The sequence below is a fragment of the Pantoea sp. EABMAA-21 genome (genome assembly GCF_030053335.1).
In the GTDB taxonomy this organism is placed as follows: Bacteria; Pseudomonadota; Gammaproteobacteria; order Enterobacterales; family Enterobacteriaceae; genus Pantoea; species Pantoea communis.
Genome location: NZ_JASGBX010000001.1, coordinates 176576 through 194514, shown reverse-complemented (window position 1 = coordinate 194514; position 17939 = coordinate 176576). Strand labels below are relative to the sequence as shown.

Below are 17939 nucleotides of genomic sequence, written 5' to 3'. Positions count from 1 at the left end.
AACAGGAATAAGCTGCGTTAGTTTGGCTTGGCTTATTGTATTTAAAAGGGAGATGAAAATGACCGTTCCTGTAGTGGCATTGCTAACGGCAAAACCGGGTTGCGAAGATAAAGCTGAGCAATTATTTCGTGGTGTGCACGGTTGTGGTTTTCGAGGATTTGTACGGCAACCGTTGGGATTTTTACCAGAACAAATGATCGACCGGTCTGACTCGCTTCAAAATCCAGGTTTCATACACCGGTTAAGCGGCCGATAATGGAAGCCTGAAATGACCTGGTTTCCCACTTTAAACAGGTAGATGCGGGCGGTGAAATTCTCGTCCGCCAGCGGATCAATATATTTTCCGATAACGGGATCCTGCGTATCAGGACCCGCAATACGAAAAGATTTGCGAGTGGAAACCGTTACGGAATCAGGATGGTAGTCATAATCAAGATTCACGGTGCGATCAACATTAATCCTGCTTTCAAGCCCCTGCGGCGACATAAATGCCAGATAAGCATTTAAATGACCTTCACGACTGCCGCTTAAAATATCCCAGTAGCCATGACTGACTACGGTCCGGTCAGGTTCGTCATAGATGATATAGGTCTCGGCCCGGCAATCGCCAGAAAATGGCCGTACAAAATAGGGCAGCGAAAACCAACCCAGCAACAATGCCAACAGGCAACATGCCGCGGAAACAGCCATTCTCATGGATGGTTTCTCCCGATAACCGCAAATGTCTGGCAAGATGTTGTCGCCAGTTCAATTTCGCCTTTACACACAAAGAAATTAATCGCGTTGCCACGATCGGCATTAATGTAGATTTTGCTGTGCGGCGTAATGGAAACCTGCATTTTGTTAAGCCAGTAACTCACGCGTCTTGCCGAGTCATGTTTGTCATTTTCCACGTATTGCGAAAACAGAAAGCTGTGCCCATCAAGCAGAAGTGGTTCGCCATACCGCAATGGGTGGATAAGTTGTTGGCCACGAATCACAGTGCCCACGATAAAAAACAGGCAGCAAAGCAGCAGCGTAAGTACCCTGAGTTTTATCTTTGTCGGTTTATTCTTAAGCGCTGATTTCGATGTATCAGAAACAGAGATCGCTGATGTTTCTTGTTTTTGATTCAAACCATCCTGGCGTTCCGGTAACGAATAATTTTGTGAGTCTGAAACGAGAGTGATGCAACCGGGTTTTAAGCGATATCCCATGTATCCCAGTGTTTCAAGAATTTCGCCTTCTACTTCCAGTGAGGCGAGTGATTTCCGGATGCGAAAAAGGGTTTGTCGTACGGTATTATCGGAGACCACAGCACCATGGTTTCTCCAGCAAGCGTCATGTAATGCTTCTTTGGAAACGATATTACCTTCATGCTCACACAGGTACGTCAGGCATATTTTACTTTGCCTGCTAAGAATAATCTCTTTATCTTCCAGCCTGATCAGACCGGTATCGGTAAAAAAAATAATGGTCACTTCTGCCTGATCCCCACGGCGCATCTTCAACGCACACTTTTCATGCGGCTGATTATAACACGGTCTGACAAAAGGGCATGCTGATGATGACAATCAGGTAGGTAACAGCTTTGTCACAGGGTTATCTATATGATTAATATGTGAATTATCTCCATGCTGGTGACTTTTAAGTGACATTTACGCCAGTATGTTGAAAGCCTTCAATCTAGCCAATAATATCCGCATCGGATTAATCGCATGGCATCGGCTAATATCGTTCAGATGAATCTGTAATAATTGCATATTGGCGTGATCACAATTGAGGAACATCAACAATGCATAGCGTCATTAAAATAACGACAAGCAAAATCAAAAATAAAAATATCGCTATTATGACACCCAGCGCGATCACCTATTATGGTATTCGCGCCATGTTGACAACATTAAATGCTGTGACGGTGACTCACCATCCCATCCAAACCCATGATGAACAGATCAACATCATTGATAGAGATTTGGATCTGATTATTATCGATACTGAGGTTGGCAATGCAGATGTTATTTCTATGCTGATAAAATCTTACTTGCCCACAGCATCAGTGATAATTTTAACCCGCGCATCGGATATCAGGCTATTACAAAAATATAAAAAATCAGGTGTGCAAGCCATATTAAACAGGAAATGCAATCAGCGCGAGGTTGAAGATGCGGTGACGGCAGTACTTGAACACCGAGTCTGGGGATTTGAAGTCAAACCCACTGCACCGCAAAAGGGTTCATCTTTACGACAGGTATTCTCATCAAGAATGTATGAAGAAGCGATGCTTTCACTCAGTACCACGGAAAGAACGATCATCCGCTCCATTTATCGCGGTCGTACCGTAACGGATATTGCTGTTGCCAAAGACAAAAGTATTAAAACCATTAGCAGCCAAAAACAGTCTGCAATGCGCAAACTCAATGTAAAAAATCTGGCTGAACTCCATCAGCGGTATCACGCCTGGCTGGAATAGTACCTGCCAGGCCATTTCCTTCCCACATACCACCGTCTTTTTCCTCTTGATTTCCCGACATTTTTCCTCATTTCCCGGCACCGGAGAGCCACTCCGGTGCACCTTCGGTTGGACGTTGTTCTTAATTTTTTTGTGATGGGTTTCTTAAAATCGTGCGCTGCAGTTAGGTGAAATGCCGACAGATTGTTATGAATGAAGCTAACTTATGTTTCATTCGAAACAATCGGAGCGACAAAATGAATACATCCTTTACCTCTTTACAACAACCTGAAGATGCAAAGCAGCATATCCGCTTGATGAAACAGGTGCTCAGAGCGCAAATCGGCGATGTTGAGGGCCTGTTTGAGCAGGTCAGAAGTAAAATCCTCAGCGAAATTGCTGTAGCTCGTGAGGAAGAAGCGCGAAACGGCACGGCATGGCCACAGGTACGTTGGGATGACATCGCCGCAGGGCGCATTTCCGATGAAGTGAAGGATCGCATTCGTCGTCGCGGCTGTGTGGTGGTGAAACAGACCTTTACGCGCGAGCAGGCGTTGGGCTGGGATGCGTCGATGCTGGAATACCTTGATAAAAATGATTTCGATGAAGTCTATAAAGGGCCGGGTGACAACTTCTTTGGCAGCCTCGATGCCTCACGCCCTGAAATCTATCCGATCTACTGGAGCGAAGCACAGATGTCGGCGCGTCAGAGCGACGCCATGGCACAAACCCAATCCTTCCTGAATCGCCTGTGGACCTACGAATCCAACGGAACGCGCTGGTTTGACCCTGATGTCAGCATCATCTATCCGGATCGTATTCGCCGTCGTTTACCGGGCACCACATCAAAAGGGCTGGGCGCGCATACGGATTCCGGGGCGCTGGAACGCTGGTTACTGCCAGCTTACCAACAGGTGTTTAGCAAAATCTTTAATAATCAATTCGATCAATATAATCCCTGGGACGCGGCACATCGCACAGAAGTGAATGAATATCAGGCTGGCACCACTACCAAATGTTCAGTCTTCCGCACTTTCCAGGGGTGGACTGCATTGTCAGATATGCAATTGGGTCAGGGCTTGCTGCATGTGGTGCCGGTTCCGGAAGCGATGGCGTATCTGTTGCTGCGTCCGCTGCTGAAAGATGTACCAGAGGATGAACTCTGCGGTGTTGCACCGGGCAAAGTATTACCCATCTCAGAGCAGTGGCATCCGGAACTCATCGAGGGACTGTGTTCCATTCCAGCAATGGAAGCGGGTGATTCTGTCTGGTGGCACTGTGATGTTATCCATTCGGTTGCACCGGTTGAGAATCAGCAAGGTTGGGGCAATGTGATGTACATTCCGGCTGCACCCCTGTGTGAGAAGAATGCCGCTTACGCCACTCAGGTTGCTGAGGCGCTGGCAACCGGTGCCTCACCGGGTGATTTCCCGAAAGAGGACTATGAAGCCAGCTGGCGCGATCGATTCACTTTGGACGCGTTAAACAGCAACGGTCGTCGCAGTCTCGGCTTAGAGTAAGTTTCTGGTAAGCTGGATAAAATTTTAATTAAAGCAGGCACTATGAACGCACGTCATCAGCACATTATCCAACTGGTCAGCGAACGCGGCAGCGTCAGCGTCAGTGAACTGGCGCAAACCACCGGCGTTTCCGAGGTGACGGTGCGTCAGGATCTGAATGTTCTGGAAAAGGGCGGCTTTCTGCGCCGCGTGCACGGTTCAGCCGTGGCGCCAGAAAGCGACGATGTCGGCGCACGCATGCAAACGCGTTTTGCCGTCAAAAAACGTCTGGCGGAGTACGCCGCTTCGCTGGTTAACGCGGGTGAAACGGTGTTTATTGAAGGCGGCAGCACCAACGCGTTGCTGGCACGCGAATTGAGCGAACGCGGTGATATCACGATTATCACCGTCAGCCATTACATCGCGGGATTGCTGCGGGAACAGGGCGGTGATGTGATCATTCTTGGCGGGCTGTTCCAGAAGAGCAGTGAGTCGGTAGTCGGGCCGCTGACGCGATTGTGCATCCAGCACCTCAACTTCCATAAAGCCTTTATCGGTATCGACGGCTGGGATGCCATCACCGGTTTTACCGGTCGTGATATGCTGCGCTGCGACGTGGTCAACGCCATCATGGAAAAGCAGACGCACACTGTGGCGCTCACCGATTCATCAAAGTTTGGTCAGATACATCCCTTCGCTCTGGCACCGACCGTGCCCTTTAAGCAGGTGATTACAGATAGCCAACTGTCGCCGGTGTATCAGGAAATATTGCGCCAGCAGCCAATGGAGTTAACGCTGATTTAGGGGCACTTTTCATCAGCGTCGACAATCATCATTGTCATAATGAAGGATCACATGTTCCCCAACATCACCTCTAAAAGACTGCACTATCGCCAGTTAGTTGCGGATGACTGGCGATTCTTTCTCTCGCTGCAACAGGATGAGCGTGTGATGCGCTATGTGGCCGATCCGCAGCCTGAAGAAGAGATTCGACGTGACAGGTTCGAGATAAGATTGCCCCATTGGCAGAAAGGCAGCACCCATTGGCTGTGTCTGGTGATGATGGAACAGGGGCAATCAGCGCCGTTAGGCGTCACCGGATTTATCGATCGCGGTGACGGCGTAGCGGAAGTCGGTTTTTTGCTGGCAGCAGAAGCTCAGGGCAAGGGATTTGGTACGGAATCACTTCACGATATTGCGCGTTATGCGCTGAATGAACTGGGCTTTCGCAAGCTGATTGCCACTGTGACCGCAGGAAATGAAGCCTCACGCAGGACACTATTAAAAGTGGGATTCCAGCAGGAGGGCACCTTGCGGAAAAGCTATCATCTCGCGGGTGAGTGGCGCGACGATTGGGTATTTGGATTATTCGCGGACGAATGGAGGCCACTCTAACCTGCGATTAACGCCTGTGCCGTTAATTCATCGGTAATTAATCCCGTCACCAACCCGCTGGCCAATACCGCGCGGATCGCGTCGACTTTGCTTAATCCCCCCACCAGCGCCACAATCTCGGCGCGGTGGGCAAGCTCTAAATCCACCGAGAGCGTACGCGCTGTCAGGCTGTTGTGAATCATCTGCCCGCTGGCGTCAAAGAAATGACCGAGCAGCTCACCGACAGCGCCAGAAGCCGAGATATCGTTGATCTCGTCTTCGTCGATCATCCCGGCTTCGACCAGTTGCGCGGCAGGTTCCACGGTGCCGATCCCCACCAGCTTCACCTCACTCTGCGCCGCCATGGCAAACACTTCGCTGACGCCGCGCTGCTTAAGCAGCACGTCGCGATCTTCCTGCGTGTTGGCGAAAAACGGCACCGGCATCATGTAAGCTTGCGCACCGGTTTTTTCCGCTATGCGATGCATAACATCGTGGGGATTGAGCGCGTAGTTGCGCGTCAGACAGCCCAGCAGCGAAACGAATCGCATATGCGGGGCGTCAATGCGCGAGAGTTGGTGAATAGCGGCGGAAAGGGTGCGGCCGTGCCCCAGCCCCAGGGTGATCGCAGGCTGCGACGTGAGGAGATTGCGCAGATAATCCGCGCCCGCCATACCCAGCGTTCGCACTGGCAATCCCTCTTCACCAAGGTCAGGCGCAACGTGGCAAAAACGCAGTCCGTGCTTTTCGCGCAGCTGATCTTCCAGCGCCACGCACGCCATGATATCGCCATCAATCGACACCTTCACCGCACCCTCCGCGACCATCTTGGCAATCATGCGATGGGTTTTGACAGACGGTAATCCCAGACGTTTGGCGACTTCAGCCTGGGTCAGGCCGCCCACGTAGTGCAGCCAGGCGGCACGCAGGGCTAAAGAGTCATCGCGTTCAGCGGGAGTAGGAGCCGGTTTCATGTTTCATTTCCTGATCAATAGGCTTAGGAAGCCAGATGCAAATCCTGCACGCCCGTATCAATGTGCGATGCCCAAAACGCAACGCTTTCCGCGATATCCGCCACCACCTGGCGGTCAGTGGGTTCACGCTCTTTAAAACTCAGTTCGAGGCAAATTTCGTTATCCTGCGCGCCACCGCGCGCCAGCGCGTCCAGCAGCGGCTGGGGCTGAATACGGCCGCCCGCATTGTACTGCAATGTGAAGGGTCTGTGGCCGCCTTTGTCCATCATGCTTTGTTTTATATGAATAATCGGCGAATAGCGCGGCACCGCTTCAGCCCACGCGTAAGGGTCGTAATCACGCGGGTCGATTGAAGTGACATCGCCGTGATCGATATCCGCCATCATCCACATCGGCAGGGCAAAGGACTCACTGCTCAAACGCTGCTGCAGTGCGAGGCAAGCCGGAATGGTCTCACCAAACTCGCGTCCGATGCTCATCGGTTCCCAAAACAGGTATTTCAATCCGGCGGATTGCGCATGCTCCGCCACCTCGGCCCAGCAGTCTATCGCGATATCGATCAAGGCATCCCGCCTCGCCGCATCGTTGAAATCCTGCTGGGTGAAAATGGCGAACTGCGATCCAACCGCCTCGCCCCCCAGTTCTGCGGTGATATCGGCGAAGGTTTTGAACCAGTCAACGTAGTAGCGTCGCACGTCAACGTCCGGATGACCAAAATGATTGAGGCGGCCATAGGGACCAGTCATACCCGATGTCACGCGCACCCCGGTTGCCCGCAACGCCTTCTGCATCTGGCGCGACATGCGGTTGATGGTGGCGGCTGGCCAGCCAGGATTGATAAATTCATGGGTTAACTGCAGATCGCGGATACGGATCTGTTGTGCCACGGTGTGAATCAGATCCTGCGGATCGGCAAAACGATTCACCAGTGGGTTGGTATTGAGCGAAAGCGTTAAGGGCATGATTACGCCTCCTTACGCAGCGGCACGGCCGCAGCATAGGTCGCGTCAAACCATTGGCTAAAGGCCTGCTGCTGAACTTCGGTCAGATGCAACTTGTGCTTAGTGCGACGCCACAGCACATCCTCCACCTGCTGCGCCCACTCATTTTCTACCAGGTAGCGCACTTCGGCTTCATACAACTGTGCGCCGAAATGGCGGCCCAGATCGTTTATCTCACGGGCGTGACCCAGCACTTTCTCAATGCGCGTGCCATACAGGCGCGCATAGTGTTTGCGTAGCGGCGCTGGTAACCATGGCCAGCGCGTTTTCACTTGCTCAAGGAAGCTCTCGAAATCGCCATTTGCCATATCACCGCCCGGCAAAGTGGCCTCGCGTGTCCAGTCTTTACCCATATCAGGGAAGAAGGGCGCAAGCTTCTGGATAGCGTGTTCTGCCAGCTTGCGGAAAGTGGTGATTTTGCCGCCAAACACATGCAGCAGCGGGGCGTTTTGCTGATCGTCGAGATCGAACACGTAGTCACGCGTGACGGCAGAAGGGTTGCCTTTGCCATCGTCAAACAGCGGACGCACACCCGAGAATCGGGTAATCACATCGCTGGCGCGCAGTTTTACTTTGAAGTAGCGATTGACCACATCGATAAGGTACTGCTGCTCGCTGTCATCGGCGGTCACCGCTTCCGCTTTGCCCTGCCACGGAATATCGGTGGTGCCGATCAGGGCTTTATCGCCTTCATAAGGGTTGATGAAAATGACGCGTTTATCGGTGTTTTGCACCAGATACGCCTGCTGGCCTTCCCAGAATTTCGGCACGATGATGTGTGAACCTTTAACCAGCCGCACGCTGCGGTTGCTTTTGGTCTGGGTGACCTGATTTACGATATCCAGTACCCACGGGCCGGCCGCATTCACCAGCACTTTGGCATAAACCGTGCGCTGTGCACCGCTGGTCTCATCCTGAATCGTGACTTCCCACTTGCCGCTGATACGTTTGGCCGACACACAGCGGGTACGCGGCAGAATCGTGGCGCCGCGTTCCGCAGCATCCACGGCATTCAGTGCGACCAGGCGTGCATCATCGACCCAGCAATCGGAGTACTCGAAGCCCTTGCTGTAGCTATCGAGGATTGGGGCGCCTTCGGGATCGCGCATCAGATCAAGCGATCGCGTGCCGGGCAGCTTTTTGCGCCCGCCTAAATTGTCATAGAGGAACAGCCCTAAACGCACCAGCCACGCCGGACGATCGGTCGGGCTATGCGGCAACACAAAGCGCATCGGCCAGATAATATGCGGTGCGGCATTCAGCAACACTTCTCGCTCGATCAGCGCCTCGCGTACCAGTCGGAATTCATAATATTCGAGATAGCGCAGCCCGCCGTGCACCAGTTTGCCCGAGCGCGAGGAGGTACCCTGTGCCAGGTCATCTTTTTCACACATCATCACGGACAAGCCACGCCCGGCCGCATCACGTGCGATGCCCGCGCCATTAATGCCACCGCCAATGACAAACAGATCCAGCGTATTTTCACTCATGGTGTACTCCTTAAAACTTATTCAGTGCATGCCAGGCGGCAGGGAGATCGCTGCGGATCTGCTGATAATGGGGAAACAGTTGGTTATAGCGCTGCGACAGTTCAGCGGAAGGCGGTTCAGACGCATCCAGCAACGGGCGCACCCAGGTTTCCACGCACTGCGCCATGGAGGGATAGGCGCCAATCGCCACCGCTGCCATCATCGCGGCGCCCGCTGCACCGGCTTCATCACGCTGGCTGATACGCACTGGTGCGCCAATGCAGGCAGAGAGGATCTGCCGCAACGGCTGAGAACGCACCGCGCCGCCGGTAAGACGAATTTCACCCGGCAAAGTACTGCCCATCGCCTGATAACAATCACGCGCGGCCATGCCGATGCCTTCAATCACGCCGCGCACCAGGTCGGCAAAATTGTGCTGATAGTTAAGTCCGGTGAAGCTGGCGCGCGCGTCGGCGTTGACGAACGGCCCGCGTTCACCGGCAATTGAGATGTAGGGATGGAACAGCAGGGTGCCGGGTTCGGCTTTGTTGAGCCACTGGTCGATATGCGCCACTAGCCGCGCATGATCAATTTCACAGCCAAAACTGCTCAGCAACTCACTGGCCACATTCAACAGCCAGTCGAGATTGAGGGTAGACGCCATATTGGTCTGCACCTGCGTCACATAGCCCGGCCAGGGCAGAGGAATCACATAGCCAGTTTGCGCTGGATTCAACCACACCTCATCAATGGTCACACTGCGCAGATGCACCCCGGTAGAGCCGACAATTGAGCAGGCGGTATGGGCTTCGCCGGTGTGCACGCCTGCGCCCAGCGCGGTCATCGCCATATCCACATAACCCAGCGATATCGGTGTGCCCGCGCGCAGGCCGGTGAGGGCTGCGGCCTCAGCGGTCAATGGATGGGTGATTTGCGTGCCATCGATAATTTCCGGCAGCAGATGACGTCGATGTTCCAGTCCCAGCGCTGCGATGACGGTATCGTCATAACGCTGGGTGCGGAAGTTACCAAAAGTGAAGCTGGCCTCAGAAGGATCGGTGGCACGCACGCCCGTCAGATTGAGGTAAAGCCAGTCTTTGCAATGCAGTGCCACTTCGCTCTTCGCCAGTAGCTCAGGAAAGTGCTGGTCCATATGCGCCATCTGCGAACCCTGCTGACAGGTATTCAGCCCGGTGCCCGTGGACTTAAAACGCTCGGCTGCAAGGGCGTGCTGGTTTAGGGCATCGACGGTGTGTGCTGCACGCGCATCCAGCCAAATCCAGGCATCCTCTACCGGCTGATTATTGGCGCCCACCAGCCAGGTGCCATCCCCTTGTGCGGTGACGGCCACGGCCACCACGCGGGAAGAGAGATTTTCCACACGCTCGCCCAGTATCCGTATCGCGTCCACGGCATCTTGCCAGGTCTGCGACATGGATTGCTGCGCGGCACCACCTTCGCTGCGGTAATAGCGGTTACGCACGGAGGCGCACGCCAGCTGTGTGCCTTCCAGATCAAACGCCACCGCTTTCACCACGGAGGTGCCGGAATCCAGACCCAGAATGATATCGCTGTTACCCACGTACACCTCCGAAGGGAAGAAAAGTTGACCCATCACGTCGTGTTAATTCCTTGTGATGAATTTGCTAAATAATGTCTTACACCACTTCTCATGGAGATAACATATCCAATGTATTATTTTTCGATAAAACGAATAAATTTCACTTCAGTTAGCGAGTTTGATCACGAAAATGGCGGTAGTACACGACAATATGAAATGAGATATCACATGAATAAGGCTTGTATGGCGGGCTTTTATTAGCGATGAAGGCGTTAGGGTGTGAATTTAGCGATCCAGATCGCGCTCCTGAAAAATTCGTGAACCCCCTGTTGACAATTTAGTCACATCAGCACAATCCTCATCACAAGAGTTATCACATTTATAACATTTAATGCGGCGATTATCGCAGCAGATAACAGTGAGAGGTCACGTTATGTCCGATGTCTCAATGCTGGCACAGCAGCTCTCCCGCAAGCGCATCCGCCGCTACAGCATCATCGGTGTTGTGGTGGTTGCGGTGATTGCCGCCATGGCCATTGACACAAAAGTGGTGAAAATCGGTTCCGAGCAAGATGTGCAAGAGCAAGGTTTCTCGCCGGATAGCTACGGGGAGAAAACCTTCCCCGGTATTCAGCAGGATGTGGAAGCGCGTGCGGTGGATGCCAAAACCCTCGCCGATGCGCTGAAAGCCAATCAACAGGAAGCGGTACAGAAATACGGTGTGGGTTCGCCGCTCCCGGTGATCCCCGTCAAGCTGGAAGGCGTGGTGCAGCCCGGTCAAATGGGCATTTTCCCACTGAAAGTGGCCGGTTTACCGGAAGGAAATGTGATTCGCCTGCAAACGGGCCCGGCCATTACCGGCACCGATTTACGTGATGCCAGCGGAAAAATCCAGTTCGGCGATTTTACCAACCAGATTGAGTATCAAAACGCCGGTTCGGCGATCAATCGCGCCATGAAAGCCAAAGTACTGGATAAGTTGGATCGTGATGCGCTGCCCGGGAAAACCGTGCAGGTGGTCGGGGTGTTCCGTTTGCTCGCGCCGAATAACTGGATGGTGACGCCAGTCAGTCTGGAGGTGAAATGAAACCATTCAACGTTAACCCGGCGCTACTAAAAGGCGAAGTGATCCTTGAAGCGCGCAACATCAGCAAAATCTATGGATCGACCCATGCACTTAAAGGCGTGAATTTTGAGATCCGTCGCGGTGAAGTCACCACGTTGTTTGGTGAAAACGGCGCAGGTAAATCCACGCTAATGAAAATTTTGTCGGGCGTCATTACGCCAACATCCGGGGAAATTCTCTACAACGGCGAAGAGAAAGTGTTTCGCTCTGCCACTGAAGCACGCGATTGCGGCATCTCGATTATCCATCAGGAGCTGAATCTCGCTCCCAACATGAACGTGCGCGACAACATCTTTATGGGGCGCGAAATCATGAAGCCGGGTGGGGTGGACTACGCGGAAGAAGCCCGCATAACCGCCCATCTGATGGCGGCGCTGGAGGAGGAAATTGATCCGCTGACGCCGGTGGAAAACCTGCGTCTGGGCCAACAACAGATTGTCGAAATCGCCCGTGCATTGTCGGTGAATTCACAGATTCTGATCATGGATGAACCGACATCGGCGCTCAGTGCTGCGGAAGTCGCGGTGCTGTTCCAGGTGATCCGCGATCTCACCAGTCAGGGTGTAGCCATTGTATACATCTCACATCATCTCGAAGAGGCACTGGAGATCACCGATCGCGCCGTGGTGCTGCGTGATGGCGTGATGACCGCGTACGCGAAACGCGATGAGATCGATCTCGAGTGGATCGTGCGCAATATGGTGGGCGATCACTTTGACCTGGGTTCGCCGCCGCAAGGGTATGAGTTTGGTGACCAGGCGTTGACCGTGCAAGACCTGACGGTGAAAAGCAAAACCGGGATTCGGCTGGTGGATAACCTCTCACTGTCAGTGAAAGCCGGTGAAATTGTCTGCATCTATGGCCTGATGGGCGCGGGGCGCACCGAACTGCTGGAGTGTATCGCCGGGCGTATTCATCAAAGCCAGGGCCGCGTTCTGCTGCAGGATACCGATGTCAGCGGCTTAACCATTCAACAACGTATTCAAATCGGCCTTGCGTTGGTGCCCGAAGATCGGCAACGCGACGGTCTGGTGCAAACCATGTCAGTGGGCGAAAACCTGTCGCTCGCCAGTATCAACGAATTTGTGCGCGGTTTGGTGCTGTCACCGCGACGTGAAAAGCAGCTGGTGACGGACAGTATTCGCAACGTCACGGTGAAAACCGCTGGCGGCGAGGCGGCCATCGGATCGCTCTCCGGTGGCAATCAACAAAAAGTGGTGATCGGCAAAATGCTGGCCACCCGTCCCAAAGTGATTCTGCTGGATGAACCCAGCCGCGGCATTGATATCGGTGCCAAAGCGGAAGTGTTTCGTCTGCTGGCGGAAAACGCCAAAAAGGGGCTGGCGGTGGTGTATACCACCTCGGAAGTGGGCGAATGCCTGAGTATTGCGCATCGCATTGTGGTGATGAGCAAAGGGCGCATTAACGCCATTTTCGATTCCAGCGTGAGTAAAGAACGCATTATGGCCGCTTCAGGCGAGTCTCTGGTGGCATGACATGAAAAACGGAGCAAACGGTATGACAGACAGAACACACACGCTGGATTCGCCGCCCGTCGCGAGTAAAAAGAAGGCCGATAAAAGTCTCAATCTGGCGCGATTGCTGCTGGAAGGGCGTGCGTTTATTGCGTTGCTGGTGATTATTATCACCTTTTCCTTGCTCTCACCTAACTACTTTACCGGCGCCAACTTCCTGACCATGGCTTCGCATGTGGCGATTTTTGGCTTACCCGCCATTGGCATGTTGCTGGTGATCCTCAATGGCGGTATTGACTTATCAGTCGGTTCAACGCTGGGTCTGGCTGGCGTGATGGCCGGCTTTATGATGCAGGGGATTAACCTCGACGCGCTAGGTGTCGTGTTGTATCTGCCCGTGTGGGCGGTGGCGATATTGACGCTGGTGATTGGCGCGCTGGTGGGATTGGTGAATGGCGTGCTGATTGCCTGGTTCCGCGTTCCGGCGTTTGTTGCCACGCTCGGCACCATGTATGTGGCACGCGGTATCGCATTGCTGATCACCAATGGTCTGACCTACAACAAACTCTCTGGAAGTGATGCGCTAGGCAACACCGGCTTTGACTGGCTCGGCTTCAATCGCATCTTCAATATCCCGGTCGGTGTGCTGGTGCTGGGTGTGGTAGCACTGGCCTGTGGTTTTCTGCTGAGCCGTTCGGCGTTTGGACGCTGGCTCTATGCCTCGGGGGGTAATGAGCGCGCCGCCGACCTCTCCGGCGTGCCGGTGAAACGCATCAAAATCAGCGTTTATGTGTTGTCGGGTATCTGTGCCGCGATGGCGGGGCTGGTGCTCTCTTCACAGCTCACTTCAGCCGGTCCAACGGCGGGCACCACTTATGAACTGACCGCGATTGCCGCGGTGGTGATTGGCGGTGCGGCCTTAACCGGTGGTCGCGGTAACGTGCGCGGCACGCTGCTGGGCGCTTTTGTAATCGGTTTTCTCTCTGATGGCTTAGTGATTATCGGCGTCTCTGCCTACTGGCAGACGGTGTTCACTGGCGCCGTGATTGTGCTGGCAGTATTGCTCAACACCCTGCAATACGGCAAACGCAGTCGCTAACTCACGCGCGCTGTCTGGCAGCGCGCGGTTATCCGTAAAACCTGTACCCTAAATAATAACGGAGCACCTATGTTCACAAAACGTTTGTTTATTGCTGCCGCAGCGATGGCGATCACCACCTTCGCTGCACCGACCTGGGCTGATAACGGGTTGATGACCATCATCGTCAACGATCCATCCAACCCTTACTGGCTGACAGAAGGTCAGGTCGCGCAAAAAGCCGCTGAAAAACTTGGCTACAGCGCAAAAGTCAGCGCGCACAAAGGTGATACCAATACCGAAAGCCAGCTGATTGATACGGCGATCACCAACAAATCCAAGGCGATTATTCTTGATCCGGCTAACGCCGATGGTTCTGTCGGTTCAGTGAAAAAAGCCATCGCGGCGAATATCCCGGTGTTTATCATTAACGCTGAGCTGAATCAGAGCGGATTGGCCAAAGCGCAGTTGGTTTCTAACAATGCGCAGGGCGCGGCGGTGGGCGCGATGGAGTGGGTGAAACAGGTAGGCGATACCGCCAACTATGTTGAATTAGTGGGCCCACCATCCGATAACAACGCGGCAACGCGTGCCAATGGTTTTGATACCGTGTTGTCACAGTACCCGACGCTGAAGAAAGTGGGTCAGGAAGTCGCCAACTGGGACCGTACCCAGGGCTTCAACAAGATGCAGTCACTGCTGCAGGCTAACCCGAACATCAAAGGCGTGATCAGCGGCAACGATGAAATGGCGCTGGGGGCGATTGCCGCACTGAAAGAAGCCGGCAAGCTGAACCAAATCAAAGTCGGTGGTTTTGATGGCTCGCCGGATGCCGTTGATGCCGTAAAAGCCGGTACGCTGGCGTATACCGTGATGCAGCCCGTGGCGCAGTTCGCGCAGAAAGCGGTAGAGCAGGCTGACAGCTTCCTGAAAACCGGTAAAACCGGCGCAGCATCGGAAAAACAGCTGTTTGACTGCATTTTGATCACCAAAGAGAACGCGGGCAATTTCGTATCACCGTTTGTATTGAAGCAGTAATGCATGACGTGCGGCTTGCGGGCCGCATACTGCTCAGCGGACGCACTCCGGTGCGTCGCTGTAACCCTTCTCGTGAGTCCAAACACCACACCATTTGCAAAAGGCGCGTTTCCGCGTTGTAATCACCTGGAACCCGCATTTCTGCATCACTTTCTGGACGAAATATGGCGCACAACCCGCAGGACTCTTCTCTCAACGTCTTCATGGCCGAACCCTTACCCAGCGACAGCCGTCAGGCGCGGCAGTTGGCGCGACGCCAGTTGATCGCGGAAGCCGTGATGGCAGAAGGCGCTATTCGCATTGAAGATATTACCGACCGTTTCGGCATCAGTCTGATGACCGCGCACCGTGATATTGATGAGATGGTCGAACGCGGATTGCTGCATAAATCGCGTGGGGTGGTCTCCGCCACGCCAACCAGCCTGGTCGAGTCCAGCGATATCTACCGCGCGACGCGTCAACTGGAAGAGAAGCAAGCCATCGCTGAGGTGGCGGCCACTTACCTGGAGCCAGGACAGGCGATCTTCCTCGATGATTCCACCACGGTATTGCAGATGGCGCGCTTGTTACACGCGCGCGCCCCGTTAACGGTGATCACCAACTCACTGACGCTGATGAATGAGTTGCGCAACGGGCGCGATATCACGCTGATGGGGCTGGGCGGTCAGTTTTATCACTGGTGTAATGCCTTTATGGGTCGCATGACCCGTGAAGAAATCGCCAGCCTGCGCGCCGACGTGTTCTTCGTCAGCATGTCAGCCATCATCGATGACACGGTCTTTCATCAGTCAGCGGAAACCGTCGAAACCAAACGAGCGATGTTTGATGCTGCACAGAGACGTATTTTGATGATGGATAACACCAAATTTGAACGCCGGGCGCTGCATCGTTTTGCCCATCTCAGCGAGTTCGATGTGGTGATTGTCAATCAGGGCACGCCGGTGCCAGTTCTGCGTCGTCTGCAGGATCTGGGTGTGAATGTCGTGGTTGCACCGATGAAGACCCACGCTGGATCGCGCGAAGAATCCTGATTCACCTGTAAACTTATTCTTTCAGATAACCTGAGGCACTCACTGTCGGCTGCGGCAGTGGTGCATCGGCCTATTCAAATGCGTTTGACAATGCAATCTACCTACTAGTAGATTGATGACTCTACCGCCGTGAACGAAGACGGTGTAATTAATTGCCACGCGCTAATCATTCAGCTCGGGTAACTGCCTTGTCTTAATTTATGCCATGTTGAGCGAATCTATGAACAAGCCTTCTCTGACGACCGGCCAGACACTCACCCGTCTGGCCGCTATTGCAGTGGTACCATTGATAGTCATCGCGTTATTTCTCTGGGCTGGCGGCTGGTTAACACCGGATAAGTTGTCCTCCGATAAGCTCATTACCGTGCTACAAAAATCAGGCGGGGAGCATCCCGGCTACCGTCGCAATCATGCCAAAGGCGTCTGCATAAACGGCAGCTTTGCCGCTAACGGCAATGCCAGCGTGTTGTCGCGCGCCGGGCTGTTTGCACCGGGCGAAACCCCGGTGATCGGGCGCTTTGCTATTGCCGGTGGCAATCCGAACGCTCCGGATTATGCCGTGCCGGTGCGCAGCATGGCGTTAGCGTTTTACCAAAAAGATGGTCAGCAGTGGCGCACCGGGATGAATGCCATGCCGATGTTTCCGGTGAAGAGCGTGGAAGGGTTTTACGATCTGCAAATCGCCACGCTGCCGGATGCCAAAACAGGCAAGCCCGATCCCGCGAAGATTCAGGCCTTTGTAGAAAAACATCCCGAAATCAAACCGTTCTTCGGCTGGGCGCAGCAGTATGTTCCTTCCTCTAGCTGGGCCAGCGATCGCTACAATAGCCTTAACGCCTTCAACTTTATTGATTCGGCCGGCAAGAGCCATGTGGTGCGCTGGAGTATGGTGCCGCACAGCGAGTATCAGCCCATCAATGCCGCCGATAAGAATGACAGCGACTTCCTGCAGAACGATCTGCAACAGCGTCTTGCCAAAGGGCCGCTGCAGTGGGACCTGATCATCACTGTCGCAGACGCGCAGGATAAAAGCAGCGATGCTTCGATTGCCTGGCCAGCGGACCGGCAGACCATCAATGCAGGAACCCTGACTATCAACCAAACCACGCCGCAGCAGCAGGGCGCCTGTAACGATATCAATTACGATCCGCTAATTCTGCCCGAGGGCATCACCGCCTCGGATGATCCGATCCTCAATGCACGTTCATCGGCTTATGCCAAATCCTACAACGCCCGTACCCGTGAACAGGCAGGAGAACACTGATGAAACACACAGAGACTTTCCATCCGGCGTTGCGCGCGATTCACTGGCTGATGGCTGCCGCTATTATGACCATGCTGTTTATCGGCGTGGCCATGGTCGCCACCGTCTCGTCACTGCACAGCTTGCTCGTGGCGATCCATAAGCCGTTGGGCTTAATGATATTGCTGCTGGTGGTGGTGCGATTGTGGCTACGTTTTACCACCGCCAAACCGGCCTTGCCGGAGACGTTATCAAACGGGCAAAAAGCGCTGGCACACCTTTCGCATTGGGCGTTGTACGTAATGATGCTTGCGCAACCTCTTATCGGCTGGGCGATGCTGTCGGCGGCGGGCTATCCGATCAGTCTGGGAGGCAGTCTGGTGCTGCCACCCATCACGCCAATCAGTAATGATCTGTATGCCTGGTTGCGTCCGCTGCATACCTGGGTTGCTTTAGCCTTGTTCGTTACGGTGATGCTGCATCTTGCCGCCGCGTTGTTCCATGCGCTGATTCTGCGTGATGGCGTCTTCAGAAGTATGACCGGCCGCCGTAAGCGTTCTGAAGCGCCTTGACATCACCGCTGCAGGTCAGTAGGTTCAGTGCCAATTTGCTGATTTGCAGCCATTTCATCTTTGCTGC

At 53.8% G+C, this 17939-nt stretch carries 17 protein-coding genes; 11 read left to right on the top strand and 6 right to left on the bottom strand.

The genetic code is table 11. The features are described 5' to 3' along the window. Nucleotides 1–216 precede the first annotated feature (216 nt). Together QMZ65_RS00870 and QMZ65_RS00865 are read right to left on the bottom strand one after the other, a co-directional pair. Nucleotides 217–696, bottom strand: coding sequence for a hypothetical protein (locus QMZ65_RS00870; RefSeq protein ID WP_141399001.1), 480 nt, complete (start codon nucleotides 694–696; stop codon nucleotides 217–219). Further along, on the bottom strand, nucleotides 693–1484 hold the full coding sequence (locus QMZ65_RS00865; protein ID WP_283215418.1) for a winged helix-turn-helix domain-containing protein: 792 nt from the start codon (nucleotides 1482–1484) through the stop codon (nucleotides 693–695). Before QMZ65_RS00865 ends, QMZ65_RS00870 begins: the two co-directional genes overlap by 4 nt. Nucleotides 1485–1774: 290 nt before the next feature. Here QMZ65_RS00865 and QMZ65_RS00860 point away from each other — a divergent pair, with 290 nt between their 5' ends. The 4 genes from QMZ65_RS00860 (at nucleotide 1775) to QMZ65_RS00845 (ending at nucleotide 5325) form a co-directional block, all read left to right on the top strand. Then, nucleotides 1775–2452 (top strand): LuxR C-terminal-related transcriptional regulator, encoded by a 678-nt coding sequence (locus QMZ65_RS00860; protein WP_283215211.1) that lies wholly within the window; start codon nucleotides 1775–1777, stop codon nucleotides 2450–2452. 236 nt (nucleotides 2453–2688) lie between these two features. Continuing rightward, nucleotides 2689–3951 carry a DUF1479 domain-containing protein gene (locus tag QMZ65_RS00855; protein WP_283215210.1) on the top strand — a complete coding sequence of 421 codons (1263 nt, stop codon included), beginning with the start codon at nucleotides 2689–2691 and terminating at the stop codon, nucleotides 3949–3951. A 42-nt stretch (nucleotides 3952–3993) separates the two neighbouring features. Further along, nucleotides 3994–4734 carry a DeoR/GlpR family DNA-binding transcription regulator gene (locus tag QMZ65_RS00850; protein WP_034823463.1) on the top strand — a complete coding sequence of 247 codons (741 nt, stop codon included), beginning with the start codon at nucleotides 3994–3996 and terminating at the stop codon, nucleotides 4732–4734. A gap of 51 nt (nucleotides 4735–4785) precedes the next feature. Beyond that, on the top strand, nucleotides 4786–5325 hold the full coding sequence (locus QMZ65_RS00845; protein WP_283215209.1) for a GNAT family N-acetyltransferase: 540 nt from the start codon (nucleotides 4786–4788) through the stop codon (nucleotides 5323–5325). Here the strand turns inward: QMZ65_RS00845 and QMZ65_RS00840 are convergent. Genes QMZ65_RS00840 through QMZ65_RS00825 form a run of 4 tightly spaced genes read right to left on the bottom strand, consistent with a single transcriptional unit; the run spans nucleotide 5322 to nucleotide 10363 of the window. After that, nucleotides 5322–6278 (bottom strand): sugar-binding transcriptional regulator, encoded by a 957-nt coding sequence (locus tag QMZ65_RS00840; protein WP_160832935.1) that lies wholly within the window; start codon nucleotides 6276–6278, stop codon nucleotides 5322–5324. The two genes, QMZ65_RS00845 and QMZ65_RS00840, sit on opposite strands and share 4 nt — an antisense overlap. Nucleotides 6279–6301: 23 nt before the next feature. Further along, nucleotides 6302–7240, bottom strand: a complete 939-nt coding sequence (locus QMZ65_RS00835) for a sugar phosphate isomerase/epimerase family protein (RefSeq protein ID WP_283215208.1) — start codon at nucleotides 7238–7240, stop codon at nucleotides 6302–6304. A gap of 2 nt (nucleotides 7241–7242) precedes the next feature. Then, a complete protein-coding gene (locus QMZ65_RS00830) occupies nucleotides 7243–8769 on the bottom strand; it encodes a glycerol-3-phosphate dehydrogenase (protein ID WP_211727930.1) in 1527 nt (508 codons plus the stop codon). A 10-nt stretch (nucleotides 8770–8779) separates the two neighbouring features. Continuing rightward, nucleotides 8780–10363, bottom strand: a complete 1584-nt coding sequence (locus tag QMZ65_RS00825) for an FGGY-family carbohydrate kinase (protein ID WP_283215417.1) — start codon at nucleotides 10361–10363, stop codon at nucleotides 8780–8782. Between the two features lie 379 nt (nucleotides 10364–10742). Here QMZ65_RS00825 and QMZ65_RS00820 point away from each other — a divergent pair, with 379 nt between their 5' ends. The 7 genes from QMZ65_RS00820 to QMZ65_RS00790 all read left to right on the top strand — a co-directional run bounded on the left by QMZ65_RS00820 (nucleotide 10743) and on the right by QMZ65_RS00790 (nucleotide 17872). Beyond that, nucleotides 10743–11396, top strand: a complete 654-nt coding sequence (locus tag QMZ65_RS00820) for a DUF2291 domain-containing protein (protein ID WP_160832933.1) — start codon at nucleotides 10743–10745, stop codon at nucleotides 11394–11396. Then, nucleotides 11393–12931 carry a sugar ABC transporter ATP-binding protein gene (locus QMZ65_RS00815; RefSeq protein WP_097117125.1) on the top strand — a complete coding sequence of 513 codons (1539 nt, stop codon included), beginning with the start codon at nucleotides 11393–11395 and terminating at the stop codon, nucleotides 12929–12931. The genes QMZ65_RS00820 and QMZ65_RS00815 overlap by 4 nt, the downstream gene beginning before the upstream one ends. Nucleotides 12932–12953: 22 nt before the next feature. Beyond that, nucleotides 12954–14009: an ABC transporter permease gene (locus tag QMZ65_RS00810; RefSeq protein ID WP_283215207.1), complete on the top strand. Its 1056-nt coding sequence runs from the start codon at nucleotides 12954–12956 to the stop codon at nucleotides 14007–14009. A gap of 69 nt (nucleotides 14010–14078) precedes the next feature. Beyond that, complete coding sequence (locus tag QMZ65_RS00805; protein ID WP_034823484.1) at nucleotides 14079–15026, top strand: D-ribose ABC transporter substrate-binding protein; 948 nt, start codon at nucleotides 14079–14081, stop codon at nucleotides 15024–15026. A 164-nt stretch (nucleotides 15027–15190) separates the two neighbouring features. After that, on the top strand, nucleotides 15191–16057 hold the full coding sequence (locus QMZ65_RS00800; RefSeq protein ID WP_160832932.1) for a DeoR/GlpR family DNA-binding transcription regulator: 867 nt from the start codon (nucleotides 15191–15193) through the stop codon (nucleotides 16055–16057). 220 nt (nucleotides 16058–16277) lie between these two features. Next, nucleotides 16278–17321 carry a catalase family peroxidase gene (locus QMZ65_RS00795; RefSeq protein WP_283215206.1) on the top strand — a complete coding sequence of 348 codons (1044 nt, stop codon included), beginning with the start codon at nucleotides 16278–16280 and terminating at the stop codon, nucleotides 17319–17321. Continuing rightward, nucleotides 17321–17872, top strand: coding sequence for a cytochrome b (locus QMZ65_RS00790; protein WP_283215205.1), 552 nt, complete (start codon nucleotides 17321–17323; stop codon nucleotides 17870–17872). Before QMZ65_RS00795 ends, QMZ65_RS00790 begins: the two co-directional genes overlap by 1 nt. Nucleotides 17873–17939: the final 67 nt, after the last annotated feature.